12 protein-coding genes and 1 pseudogene are annotated in these 12,597 nt (G+C 65.4%); 10 read left to right on the plus strand and 3 right to left on the minus strand.

Annotation, left to right across the window (positions count from 1 at the left end; translation table 11 throughout):
- Positions 1–82 precede the first annotated feature (82 nt).
- From ftsZ to B059_RS21735, 4 genes are all read left to right on the plus strand, one after another.
- Positions 83–1,228, plus strand: coding sequence for a cell division protein FtsZ (ftsZ, locus tag B059_RS0103250; RefSeq protein WP_018076811.1), 1,146 nt, complete (start codon positions 83–85; stop codon positions 1,226–1,228).
- A gap of 176 nt (positions 1,229–1,404) precedes the next feature.
- On the plus strand, positions 1,405–2,319 hold the full coding sequence (gene lpxC / locus B059_RS0103255) for a UDP-3-O-acyl-N-acetylglucosamine deacetylase (RefSeq protein WP_018076812.1): 915 nt from the start codon (positions 1,405–1,407) through the stop codon (positions 2,317–2,319).
- A gap of 133 nt (positions 2,320–2,452) precedes the next feature.
- A complete protein-coding gene (locus B059_RS0103265; RefSeq protein ID WP_018076813.1) occupies positions 2,453–2,635 on the plus strand; it encodes a hypothetical protein in 183 nt (60 codons plus the stop codon).
- Positions 2,636–2,881: 246 nt separating this feature from the next.
- Positions 2,882–4,732, plus strand: coding sequence for a DUF6600 domain-containing protein (locus tag B059_RS21735; RefSeq protein WP_018076814.1), 1,851 nt, complete (start codon positions 2,882–2,884; stop codon positions 4,730–4,732).
- A 171-nt stretch (positions 4,733–4,903) separates the two neighbouring features.
- Here B059_RS21735 and B059_RS21365 read toward each other — a convergent pair.
- The 3 genes and pseudogenes from B059_RS21365 to B059_RS0103280 form a co-directional block, all read right to left on the minus strand.
- Positions 4,904–5,770 (minus strand): annotated as a pseudogene (locus B059_RS21365) (sensor domain-containing diguanylate cyclase); the annotation flags it as partial.
- Positions 5,771–5,788: 18 nt separating this feature from the next.
- Complete coding sequence (locus B059_RS21370; protein WP_245538721.1) at positions 5,789–6,205, minus strand: hypothetical protein; 417 nt, start codon at positions 6,203–6,205, stop codon at positions 5,789–5,791.
- Between the two features lie 154 nt (positions 6,206–6,359).
- Positions 6,360–6,791 (minus strand): DciA family protein, encoded by a 432-nt coding sequence (locus B059_RS0103280; protein WP_018076815.1) that lies wholly within the window; start codon positions 6,789–6,791, stop codon positions 6,360–6,362.
- A gap of 89 nt (positions 6,792–6,880) precedes the next feature.
- Here B059_RS0103280 and secA point away from each other — a divergent pair, with 89 nt between their 5' ends.
- The 6 genes from secA to B059_RS0103310 all read left to right on the plus strand — a co-directional run bounded on the left by secA (position 6,881) and on the right by B059_RS0103310 (position 12,588).
- Positions 6,881–9,622: a preprotein translocase subunit SecA gene (gene secA / locus B059_RS0103285; RefSeq protein ID WP_026177278.1), complete on the plus strand. Its 2,742-nt coding sequence runs from the start codon at positions 6,881–6,883 to the stop codon at positions 9,620–9,622.
- Positions 9,623–9,631: 9 nt separating this feature from the next.
- On the plus strand, positions 9,632–9,859 hold the full coding sequence (locus B059_RS0103290; protein ID WP_018076816.1) for a hypothetical protein: 228 nt from the start codon (positions 9,632–9,634) through the stop codon (positions 9,857–9,859).
- A 49-nt stretch (positions 9,860–9,908) separates the two neighbouring features.
- The gene (locus tag B059_RS0103295) at positions 9,909–10,355 is read left to right on the plus strand and encodes a hypothetical protein (RefSeq protein ID WP_018076817.1); all 447 of its coding nucleotides are present in this window, start codon (positions 9,909–9,911) and stop codon (positions 10,353–10,355) included.
- Between the two features lie 78 nt (positions 10,356–10,433).
- Positions 10,434–10,793 (plus strand): hypothetical protein, encoded by a 360-nt coding sequence (locus B059_RS18555; protein WP_018076818.1) that lies wholly within the window; start codon positions 10,434–10,436, stop codon positions 10,791–10,793.
- Between the two features lie 72 nt (positions 10,794–10,865).
- A complete protein-coding gene (locus tag B059_RS18560) occupies positions 10,866–11,165 on the plus strand; it encodes a hypothetical protein (protein ID WP_157273593.1) in 300 nt (99 codons plus the stop codon).
- Positions 11,166–11,175: 10 nt separating this feature from the next.
- Positions 11,176–12,588 (plus strand): TolC family protein, encoded by a 1,413-nt coding sequence (locus tag B059_RS0103310; protein ID WP_051068472.1) that lies wholly within the window; start codon positions 11,176–11,178, stop codon positions 12,586–12,588.
- Positions 12,589–12,597: the final 9 nt, after the last annotated feature.

Genomic DNA, 12,597 nt, shown 5'->3' on the forward strand with positions numbered 1-12,597 from the left:
GATGCATTCAATGCATCGCGGCGTGCACGTCAAAGGGTTTTGTGAGTGTGGTTTTTGTTTTGGCAAACACGAGGAGAGCAACATGTTTGAACTGATGGATGTAGATACCCAGGATGCAGTGATCAAGGTGATTGGCGTGGGCGGATGCGGCGGCAATGCGGTCGACCACATGATCAGCTCGGGCTTGAGCGGCGTGGAATTCATCGCCATCAACACCGATGCGCAGGCGTTGAAGCGCAATCAAGCCAGGCTGCAGCTGCAGCTCGGCAACAACGTGACCAAAGGCCTCGGCGCCGGTGCCAACCCCGACGTCGGCCGCGAAGCCGCACTGGAAGACCGCGAGCGCATCGCCGAACTGATCGATGGCGCCGACATGCTGTTCATCACCGCCGGCATGGGGGGCGGCACCGGCACCGGCGCCGCCCCGGTGGTGGCCGAGGTCGCCAAGGAACTCGGTATTCTCACCGTGGCGGTGGTCACCAAGCCCTTCATGTTCGAAGGCAAGCGCGTGCGCGCCGCCAACACCGGCATCGAAGCGCTGGCGCGTCACGTCGATTCGCTGATCATCATCCCCAACGAAAAGCTGATGCAGGTGCTGGGCGACGACATCTCCATGCTCGACGCCTTCAAGGCCGCCAATGAAGTGCTGCACGGCGCGGTCGGCGGCATCGCCGAAGTCATCAACTGCCCCGGCCTGGTCAACGTCGACTTCGCCGACGTGCGCACCGTGATGAGCGAAATGGGCATGGCGATGATGGGCTCGGCGCAGGCCAGCGGCGAAAACCGTGCGCGCATCGCCGCCGAGCAGGCCGTCGCCAGCCCGCTGCTGGAAGACGTCAACCTGGCCGGTGCGCGCGGCGTGCTGGTCAACATCACCGCATCCAGTACCGTGAAGATGCGCGAAATCCACGAGGTGATGGACACCATCAAGAGCTTCACCGCCGAGGAGGCTACCGTCATCGTCGGCCAGGTGCTCGACGACGCCATGGAAGACGGCCTGCGCGTCACCATGGTCGCCACCGGGCTGGGCAACCCCGTTGCCCGCCAGCATGCGAAGCCGATGCAGATCATCCGCACCGGCACCGACGATGCACCGATGATGACGGGCGGCAGCGAAGAGCTGCCTAGCGTGATGACCAGCCGCCGCAGCCGCACCATCCAGGCGATGACCGATTCCGGCATCGACACCCTGGACATCCCGGCTTTCCTGCGCCGCCAGGCCGACTGAGCGTGGTTGTTGCCGCTTTGGCGGCTTTACAGCCACGGCCTGCCCTTTATGCCCTTCAGGGTGCTTGCGGGCGGAGCCGGTATGACGGGGATGCCTCGCCTTGTCCGGGGGGGGCGGTCCGCGGACGGGAACCGGGTAGATGGCTGCCCGCCTGCCAGAGTGGTTAAAATGACAAAATGATCAAGCAACGCACCCTTAAAACGCCCGTCAAGGCGACCGGCGTCGGCCTGCATTCCGGCGTCAAGGTCGAGATGACCCTGCGCCCGGCCGGTCCCGACACCGGCATCGTGTTCCGGCGCATGGATCTCGATCCGCCCGTCGAGCTCAAGGCCGACCCCTATCTCGTCACCGATACCCGGCTGTGCTCGATGCTCGAATCCGGTCCCGCCAAGGTGTCCACCGTCGAGCATCTGATGTCCGCGCTCTCGGGCCTCGGCATCGACAACCTGCTGGTCGATCTCACCGGTCCCGAAATTCCCATCATGGACGGTTCCTCGGCGCCGTTCGTGTTCCTGCTGCAATCCGCCGGCATCGTCGAACAGGACGCCGCCAAGCGCTACGTGCGCATCACCCGGCCGATCGAAGTGCGCGATGGCGACAAGTGGGCGCGCTTCGTCCCGCACAACGGCTTCAAGGTCGAATTCACCATCGACTTCAAGCATCCGGTGTTCGACAAGAGCGGCAAGACCGTCAGTCTCGATTTTGCCGACACCGCCTATACGAAAGAGGTCGCGCGCGCCCGCACCTTCGGTTTCATGCATGAGGTCGAGGCCCTGCGCAACAGTGGCCTGGCACTGGGCGGCTCGCTCGACAACGCCATCGTCATGGACGAATACCGCGTGCTCAATCAGGACGGATTGCGCTACGACGACGAGTTCGTCAAGCACAAGGTGCTGGATGCCATCGGCGACCTGTACCTGCTCGGCCATCCCGTCATCGGCGCCTTCGAGGCCTACAAATCGGGTCACGCGCTCAACAATGCCCTGCTGCGCGAACTGCTGCAACACCGGGAATCCTGGGAGTTCGTCAGCTTCGAGCACGACGGGGACGTCCCCCCCGCCTTCCTCCACCTACATCCCCTTGCGGCATGATCCGGAGAACCGTAGCTGGAGGTGCCAGCGGGCGTAGCGTTCTCAGCTGGAAGACGATGCCCATCGAAGGCACGCATTTCAATGCTTATGCGGATCGTATGCTGACGATGGGCGGCCAACTGCGGTTTCCAGGATGATCGTCATTCGCCTGCTGATCGTCGCCCTGCTGATCGCGGTGGCGGCACTCGGCCTGGCGTGGCTGTTCACCGGCAATCGCAAGTACCTCGGCTATATCGGCCGGGTGCTGCGCTTCGCGCTCATGGTCGGCCTGATTGCCGCACTGTTTTATGTGGTGGAGCGCCTGGTGCTGCGCTGAACGGGTCGTTCTGCGTTCCCGGCACGCCGGATCGAAGCACCGGGCCGGCGCAATAGCGGGCCTATGCCGGTTTTGGTCGCGTGTATCCGCTGTTTTGTCATGACCGTGCCTCCTGCACTCAGGCGTCAACCGCAGAATCCAGCCGCCCCTGCTTGCCCGAAAGGGCTATAAAGAAAAAATTCCGGACGGGCAGAACAGCCCGCTTTACCCGTCGGCATGACTTGATCCTGACATTGGGGAGCTTCCATGAACGCCCTGCAATGCATCTGGCTGGTTCCACTATGGTTTTTGCTTGCCCTGTCGGGCACCTCCGCGCTAGGCCAGGAGGATGACGAGGCGTGGGCACCCACGCCGCCGCGGCTGAGCTTCACCGATGGCGAGGTGTCGTACTGGCGGCAGGGAGCCGACGCGTGGACGCGCGCGCGCCCCAATCTGGCGCTGACGGAGGGCGACGCGCTGTATAGCGGCAACGACGCCAACTTCGAGGTGCAATTCGGCAGCCGCAGCTTCGTGCGCGTGGACGCCAACAGCCAGCTGTCGCTGCTGGAGCAGGATGAGCGCCGCATCCAGTTCAAGCTGGCCGACGGGCGGGCTTCCTTCGACATGCGCAGCATCGCAGCGGGCGACACGGTGGAGGTGAACACGCCGAATGCGGTGTTCGTCATCGGGCATCCCGGCTACTACCGGGTGGAGGTGGCCGACCGCGATACTCACTTCATCACCCGCCGTGGCGGCGAGGCCACCGTGACCACGGCCGACGGCCGCTCGCTGGGTATTTATCCTTCCGAAGATATCGTCGTCACCGCAGGCAATCCGGTGAAAGTGGCCACTTACGCCGCGCCCGAGCCGGATGCCTGGGATCGCTGGAACGATGCGCGCAGCGACCGCATCGGCGAATCGATCAGCAGCCGTTACCTGCCGCCCGATGTGTACGGTGCGGAAGAACTCGATCACTACGGCCGCTGGCGCGTGGTGCCGACCTACGGCTCGGTGTGGATACCCTACGGTGTAAGCGCCACCTGGGCGCCCTACAGCACCGGCTCGTGGGTGTGGGATCCTTATTACGAATGGACCTGGATCGACGATGCGCCGTGGGGCTGGGCCCCCTTTCATTACGGTCGCTGGGTATTTATCGACGGCTTCTGGGCGTGGGCGCCGGGGCCGGTGGTGCGGCGTTCGGTGTACTCGCCTGCCCTGGTGGCGTTCATGATCCGTGGCCATGACGTGTCGGCGAGCATCAGCTTCGGCCTGCCGGGGCTGTGGTGGGTGGCGCTCTCCTGGGGCGAGCCGGTGCTGCCGTGGTGGGGGCGTCCGGAACGTCGTGGCCATCCCCGCTGGGCGGGCTGGGGCGGACCGCGCATCGTCAACAACGTGGTGATCAGGCAAACCACGGTCATCAAGGCGGAGAACATCCATTTCCACAATGCCGGATTGCCGCGCGCCGTCCACACGTTACCAGCCGACAAGTTCGGGCGCGCGCAGACTCGCCCGGTCATGGAAACGCGTTACCGTGCCACCGACTTTGCGCCGGTGCGCGGCGAACTGCCGGTCAGGCCCTCACGCGCCAGCCTGTCCGGCGGCGCACCCAAGGGGGTGCAGCCACCACGCGAAATTACCTCGCGTCCGGTGGTGTCGACGCGCATGCCGCGCGAACGGACGCAGACGGAACCGTGGCAGGACGACGAAGCGCGCCTTCGCAGCCGCGACGTGACGCAATCCCGCTACGTGATTCCGCCGGTTCGACGCGTCGAAGATGCGCGCAGCCTGCCGCGGCCGCCCCGTGGCGCCGAGGCGGGACCGGAGCGGATGCCGCCGCCGTTGCCGCCGCGCTATGGCGAGGTGAGACGGGCGGCGCCCCCGCCTCCGGCCGCTTCACGCAGCCAGCCTCCGGCTCGCGAGCGCGCGCTCCCGCGAAGTGAGACGCTGCCCTCGCCTCGGCCAGCCCGACCGCCGGCAACGGACGGCATGCAGATGCCGCGGGCACGCCCCGAGTCCGCCGTGCCGCGTGGCGAAGCCAGTCGAGACGGCAGGGCGCGACCGTTTCCTGGTCAGCCGGCCAACCAGACCTACAGGAGCCGGGACCGCAACGCGCGTTGAATGGCAGGGCCTAAAAAGAAGATGCCACGCAGACGCGGTTGCGGCCGCCGTTTTTCGCCGCATAGAGGCCGGCGTCAGCGCGGCCGATGGCCTCTTCGTAGGACTCCGCACATCGTACTGGCTGACGCCGATGCTGACGGTGACCGAGACCGGTTGCGTACCGGCGGAGAACTGCGCCTGCTCAATTTTCAGGCGCAACTGCTCGGCAACATGCTGTGCCTGCTCCAGCGCGCTGCCCTTGAGCACGATGAGAAACTCTTCCCCGCCCCAGCGGATGGCGATATCCGAGGCCCGCAATCCTTCCTGCAGGGATGACGCAATCTGGCTCAGAATATGGTCGCCGCCGGCATGGCCGAACCGGTCGTTGATCGATTTGAAGTGGTCGACGTCGACCAGGAGAATGGAAATCGGATGCGGATCGCGCCGGTATTCGGCGAAGGCCTTGTCGATGAGGATGCTGAAGGCCTGGCGATTGAGCAGGCCGGTGAGCTTGTCGGTGGCGGCCATGTCCTCGATGCGCCGCTGGTATCGCGCGAGTGCGACATGGGTGAGGAATAGCACCAGCAGGGTAATGCCGAGGCATACCGCGAGGTTGACGTAGAGGGTCTGGCGGATGTCGGCCAGCGCGGCGTCCGCGCGTTTCTCCACAAACAGGTACCACTTCAGCTCGGGAATGTAGTTCACGTTGAGCAGGTGCAGGCCGCTGTCGTTCCTGAACTGGTAGGAGCCCGATTTTTCACGCAGGATGCGGTCGACGAGGTCGCGCAGGCCCGGGGTGACACGCAGGTCGGTCTCCTGCCGCCCGGACAGGTTGCCGAACAGGACGGTCTTGCCGTGGGCGTCGACAAAGTAGATGGTGCGCTGGAAGCGCTGCTGGTAACTCGAGATGAGATGGCGCACGGCGTCCACCGTGAGCCCGACGCCGGTGGCGCCGAGGAAACGGCCGTCGAAGTCGAAGACGCGGTAGTTGACGAAAATGGTCAGGGCGTCGCGGTTGGCGAGGTCGGGGTCGACATTGATCTCGTAGGGCTCCGGCATGGCGCGCACGCGGTAGTACTAGGCGTCGCGCGGCGCCTGCGGCGCCACCTGTTTCAGGATACCCTCGCCGGTATAGTAGCGGGCGCTGCGATCGGAGACGAAGAAGCTGCTGAATGCGCCGTAGTGTGCTTTGATCTCCCGCAGGTAACGGGCCATGGCGTCGACGTCCCGCTCCCCGCCCAGCACCCAGTCGCGCAGGAAAGTGTCATGCGCCATGGTTGACGAGATGAGCACCGGCCGCACCATGTCTTTCTGGATTTCCGAATAGACATTGCTCGATGTAAGCGGCAATTCCTGGGCGACGATGGCGTTGAGGATCGTCTGCTTCGACACGTAGTAACTGCTCAGGGTGGTGGCGAAGAATCCCATGGCAAGCAGGATGCTCAGCCACAGGAGCAGACGCTGGCGTTTGAAAATACGATGTGTCGAGTACATGGTCGAGAGGAGTGGGGCAGGCGGTTTCGGCGAGCGCCCTGCGGGGCGGGACGCCAAGCCTGGCAGTATGACGCCGGCCGGGCGGTTTTCAACGGCTGCGCCCTGGTTCAATATGCAATCGAAGAGGGTGGGTGGGTAAAGGTGCCTCGTCCGCTCAGGCTTTCCGGTGATGGCGCAACAGCCGGTCCAGGGCGTCCTTCAGCGGCCCGTCCTCGATTTCCGCGTTGAGGTGCGCCAGCCCGTCCAGCGCGGCGGGCGGCAAGCCGGTTTTCTCGACCGGGTGGACGTAGCGCGCCAGCAACTCGGGGTTGACGCTGACGCGCACCGCAGTGGCGACGATGCCGCGCTCGCCGAGGCTGGCCAGCAGGGTGTCGGTCTGCTGGCGCAGGCGGCTGGCGACGGCGCCGCTGTCGCAGGCGAGGCTCAATACGGCATTTTCCAGCTGCATGACGCGGACATGCCCGGCCAGCGCGGCGGGCAGGGAACGATCAAGCGCCGCCTGGGTCTTGAGCAGGGTGCGGGCGCGCACGGCCAGAGCGTTCGGCAGTTGACTGGCGAGCAGGTCAGACAGGCTGGAGGCGCTCATGCGGGCGACACGACAGCGTCACGGGAAGCCCGTTCCGCTATGTTAAAATTCAAAGATTTACCGCGTCCTGCGGGCATTTCGGATTCCTCATGCTGCAATCCATGTTCAAGAAAGTTTTCGGCAGCCGCAACGACCGGCTGGTCAAACAATACCTGCAAAAGGTGAAAGCGATCAACGCGCTGGAACCGGCGATGGAGAAATTGTCCGACGCCGAACTGGCCGGCAAGACCGCCGAATTCAAGTCGCGCCTGGGCCAGGCCGGTACGCCCGCCGCGAGCGAGACGCTCGACAAGCTGCTGCCGGAGGCTTTCGCCGTGGTGCGCGAGGCCTCGAGGCGGGTGCTCGGCATGCGCCACTTCGATGTGCAGATGGTCGGCGGCATGGTGCTGCACGACGGCAAGATCGCCGAGATGCGCACCGGCGAGGGCAAGACGCTGATGGCGACGCTGCCTGCCTATCTGAATGCGCTGGCGGGCAAGGGCGTGCATGTGGTGACGGTGAACGACTACCTCGCCAGCCGCGATGCCGAGTGGATGGGCCGGCTGTATGGCTTCCTCGGCCTGACCACCGGGGTCAACCTGTCGCAGATGCCGCACGACGCCAAGCAGGCGGCCTACGCCGCCGACATCACCTACGGCACCAACAACGAATACGGCTTCGACTACCTGCGCGACAACATGGTCTACCAGGCGGACGAGAAAGTGCAGCGCCCGCTGGCCTACGGCATCATCGACGAGGTCGACTCGATCCTGATCGACGAGGCGCGCACCCCGCTGATCATCTCCGGACAGTCGGAGGAGAACACCGCGCTGTACCAGCAGGTCAACCTGGTGCCGCCACGGCTGACGCGGCAGAAGGACGAGGAATCCGCAGGCGACTATTCGGTCGACGAGAAGAGCCGCCAGGTGCTGCTGTCCGAAGCGGGCCACGAAAAGGTCGAGGAAATCCTCACCGAGATGGGGCTCTTGCAGCCCGGCGGCAGCCTCTACGACGCCGCCAATATCATGCTGATGCACCACGTGTATGCCGCGCTGCGCGCGCATGCGCTGTTCTTCCGCGACCAGCATTACGTGGTGCAGCCGGGCGCCGGTGGGCAGGGCGAAGTCGTCATCGTCGACGAATTCACCGGCCGCCTGATGAGCGGCCGCCGCTGGTCGGAAGGCCTGCACCAGGCGGTCGAAGCCAAGGAAGGCGTGGCGATCCAGAAGGAAAACCAGACGCTCGCCTCGATCACCTTCCAGAACTACTTCCGCATGTACCAGAAGCTGTCCGGCATGACCGGCACCGCGGACACCGAAGCCTTCGAATTCCAGAGCATCTACGGACTCGAAACCGTGGTCATCCCGACCCATCGGCCGATGGTCCGCAAGGACGAGCACGACCAGGTCTACCGCACCGCGAAGGAACGCGACCAGGCGGTGATCAACGACATCCGTGCGCGCAATGCCGCCGGCCAGCCGGTGCTGGTCGGCACCACCTCGATCGAGGCCAATGAACACCTGTCGGCCGAACTGACCAGGGCCGGCCTGCCGCACAACGTGCTGAACGCCAAGCAGCACGCACGCGAGGCCGAGGTGATCGCGCAGGCGGGCCTGCCGGGCGGCATTACCATCGCCACCAACATGGCGGGGCGCGGCACCGACATCGTGCTGGGCGGCAGCATCCAGAAGGAAACCGAAGCCATCGCTCAGGATGAGGCGCTGTCCGACAGCGACAAGGCCGGCCGCATCGATGCGCTCAAGGCCGACTGGCAGCAGCGCCACAAAACCGTGCTGGCGGCCGGCGGGCTGCACATCATCGGCACCGAACGCCACGAATCGCGCCGCGTCGACAACCAGTTGCGCGGCCGTTCCGGGCGCCAGGGCGACCCTGGCTCCAGCCGCTTCTTCCTGTCGCTGGAAGACCCGCTGCTGCGCATCTTCGCTTCCGATCGCGTGGCCGCCATCATGGACCGCCTGAAGATGCCCGAGGGCGAGGCAATCGAGCATCCGTGGGTGACGCGCGCGATCGAGAACGCGCAGCGCAAGGTCGAGCAGCGCAACTTCGACATCCGCAAGCAACTGCTCGAATACGACGACGTCTCCAACGATCAGCGCAAGGTCATCTACGAGCAGCGCAACGAACTGCTGGCGAGCGAAGACATCGGCGACACCATCCGCGCCATGCGCGACGACGTGCTGGACGATGCCATCAACCTGTATATCGCCCCCGGCAGCATGGACGAGCAGTGGGATGTGGCGGGGCTGGAAAAATCGCTGGCGGCGCAGTTCTCGCTCGACCTGCCGCTCGCGCAATGGCTGGACGAGGACAAGACGCTCAACGAGGACGGCCTGCGCAAGAAGATCATGGAGGCCGCCGATACGCTGTACAAAGAGAAGGAAGCGCTGGTCGGCGCCGACGGTCTGCGCCAGTTCGAGCGCGCGGTGATGCTGCAAAGCCTCGACAGTCACTGGCGCGATCACCTGTCGGCGCTGGATCATCTGCGCCAGGGCATCCATCTGCGCGGCTATGCGCAGAAGCAGCCCAAGCAGGAATACAAGCGCGAAGCGTTCGAGCTGTTCTCCGCCATGCTCGCCGCGATCAAGGCCGAGGTCACGCAGATCACCAGCACGGTGCAGATTCGCGCGCCCGAGGACGTGCAGGCGGTCGAACTCGAAGAGCCGTCCAATGTGCAATACCAGCACGCCGGCTACGACGAGGCGCAGGACTTTGCGGCGGCCGAAGCCGCTGCGGCAGGCCCGGCCGACGCCTACCCCAAGGTCGGCCGCAACGATCCCTGCCCATGCGGTTCGGGCAAGAAGTACAAGCAGTGCCACGGCAAATTGAGCTAAGGAGCGGCCATGCCTTACTACGTGTTCCGTATGGGAATGTTCAAGGTGCTGGAAAAGCAGGGCGAATGGGCGACCTTCAAGGAAGCCCGCGCCCACGTCAACGAACTGCGCAAGACGCTCGATCCCAAGTCCGGCGACAAGTACAGGATGATCTTCGCGGAGAACGAGATCGCCGCGCAGGAAACGCTTACTGCCGAGCGCGAACTGGACAAGACCCTGTCCGGCGACGACTGGTAAAAACCAGCGCGTGTTCAACCAGGTTTTGTATTTTGTATGATGATGCCTTATGGCTGAATACAACGAAGGCGCTTACAGACTGGCCCGCGAGGCCTATATCGAGCACAGCTGCCCGTTCGAGCGCGCGCTGCTGTCGCGTTGCGCCGGCTGCAGCCGCGCGCGCAGGCTCAATCTGGCCGACCGCGAGGCGATCGCCTGTGGTGATCCGGTGGTGCGCGAATACTGCCTGGCGTTCTACCAGGCGCTGCACGAGAACGCGCAGTTCGCGCTGAAGACCAATCCCGACACGCCGTGGCCGTTCGGCAAGGAAATCCGCGCCCAGTGCGGCGGCGTGCGCGGATTGGCCGGCGCGATGGGCGGGGCGGCGGATGAAACCACCGACATCGCCGCCACCGTGTTGCAGGGCGGGCAGCGGTTTGGCGGCAGCGCCGATTTCCCCTACTCCGAAATCATGCGTGCCGTAGTGCATTATGAACCGCGCAAACGGCGTTCGTGAACGCGAGAAGCCGGATCGGGAACCCGGGCGGGGATGTCGCTGTCTTTCAACTGACTCATTTCTGACTACATTGCCGGCGTGCGCACCCGATTCCCCCGATTTCTGCTGATCCTGCTGATGCTGGCGGTGCCGCTGCAGACGTTTGCTGCCGCCGCCATGCTGGATTGCCTGGTTGCGCCGCCGGCTGCGGCGGCGCAGATGGCCGACGCGGCGATGGCGGATTGCCATGAGCAGGAGCAATCGCCGGGCAGCCCCTCGGCATCCCCCGATTGCGCACACTGCGCAGCCTGTGCTCTGGCTTCGGCGCTGCCGATTCCGGCGGCCGACGCCGCCTCGCCGGTGCCTGCCGCGCGCCGCTATACCCCCCATCCCGCCGTAGCGTTCGGCGCTTTCGTTCCCGACGGTCCCGAGCGACCGCCCCGCCCCGACCTCACCTGAATCTCGTGCCGGGCAAAGGCACGTTTCATCGATTCTGACCGCGGCGTGTGCCGCGTGTTTGTGAGGTTCATCATGTTGAAGGCTTTTTTTCGCCATGCGGCGCCGCCGGCGCGCGCAGGTTTTTTCTGGGCGTCCGCCCTGTGGGCGTGCGCATGGAGTCCGTTGACGCCGGCGGCTTATGCCGCCGAGGCCGCGCCGCCTGAAGCGGCGGCGTCCCCCTTCCGGCACTATCAGGGCTGGCGCGACGAGCCGTTGCAAGACTGGCGCGAGGCCAACGACCGCGTCGGCGCAATCGGCGGCTGGCGCACCTATCTGCGCGAATCGCAGCAGCAGAACGACAACGACGCGGAGCATGCCCACCATGGACATTGAGAAGACAGTCATGAGGCCTTGCCCCCGGCCCCCGCGCTCCCTTGCCGTGCTGACGGCGGCACTGCTGCTGGGAGGCTGCGCGAGCCTTTCCCCGGACGGTGGGTTTGAGGCGATTCAATCCGCCGCCCGCTCGCACCTGCAGAAAGACGTCGTCTGGTCGCGCGACGAGGCCGCCCGCCCGCATATCCAGTCGCGTATCGATGCCCTGCTGGCGCAGCCGCTTTCGGCCGACGCTGCGGTGCAGATTGCGCTCCTGAACAACCCCGGCCTGCAGGCGGCATTCAATACGCTGGGAATCGCCGAGGCCGACCGGGTGGCGGCGCAGCGTCTGCCGAACCCGGGGATTTCCATTGGTCGCCTGACGCGCGGCAGCGAGGTGGAATGGGAACGCAGCCTGCATCTCAATCTGGCGCGGCTGCTGACGCTGCCGCTGCGTGCCGAGATCGAGCAGCGCCTGTTCGAGCAGACCCGGCACACGCTGGTTCTCGACGTGCTGCGCCTGGCGGCCGACACGCGCCGTGCCTATTACACCGCGGTGGCCGCCACCCAGACCGCGCAATACCGGCAGCAGGCGCTGGACGCCGCCGACGCCGGCGCCGAGCTGGCGCGCCGCATGGCGCAGGTGGGCAACTGGAGCCGTCTGAAGCAGGCGCGCGAGCAATCGTTCTATGCCGACGCCGCCCTGGCGATGGCGCGTAGCGAACAGGTCAGACTGCAAGCCCGCGAGCGCCTGACCCGGCTGATGGGACTGCCGAATGCGGACCCGCTGCAGTTGCCGCTGCGCCTGCCGGATCTGCCCGCAGCGTTGCCGGAGCTGCCCGATGTCGAGCAACAGGCGATGGCGTCGCGCCTGGATTTGCAGATGGCCCGGCTGCAGACCGAGGCACTGGCGAAAAACCTCGGACTGACCCGGCGCACGCGTTTCATCAACGTGCTGGAACTCGGCGTCGTCAATAACGGTTCGAACGAGGAATCGCAGCAACGCGGCTACGAGGTCAGCTTCGAGCTGCCGCTGTTCGACTGGGGGCAAACCCGGGTGATGGCGGCCGAGTCGCGCTACCGGCAGGCGCTCGAACGCGCGCGCGAGAGTGCGATCAATGCGCGTTCCGAGGTGCGCGAGGCCTATGCCATGCAGCACAGCCAGTATGCCGTCGCGCGGCATCTGCGTGATGAGGTGGTGCCGCTGAAAAAACGCATTTCCGACGAAAACCTGCTGCGCTACAACGGCATGCTGATCGGCGTGTTCGAACTGCTGGCCGACGCCCGTGCGCAGATTGCCGCGGTCACCGCCGCCATCGACGCCCAGCGCGACTTCTGGCTGGCCGAGGCGGACTTGCAGATGGCGCTGCTCGGCACGCCCGGCAAAACCGCACTTACCCCCGCTTCATCCGCCCCCGCCGCTGCCGTGGCGGGCGGACATTAATTAAGGATT

It is taken from the genome of Thiobacillus denitrificans DSM 12475 (assembly GCF_000376425.1).
In the GTDB taxonomy this organism is placed as follows: domain Bacteria; phylum Pseudomonadota; class Gammaproteobacteria; order Burkholderiales; family Thiobacillaceae; genus Thiobacillus; species Thiobacillus denitrificans.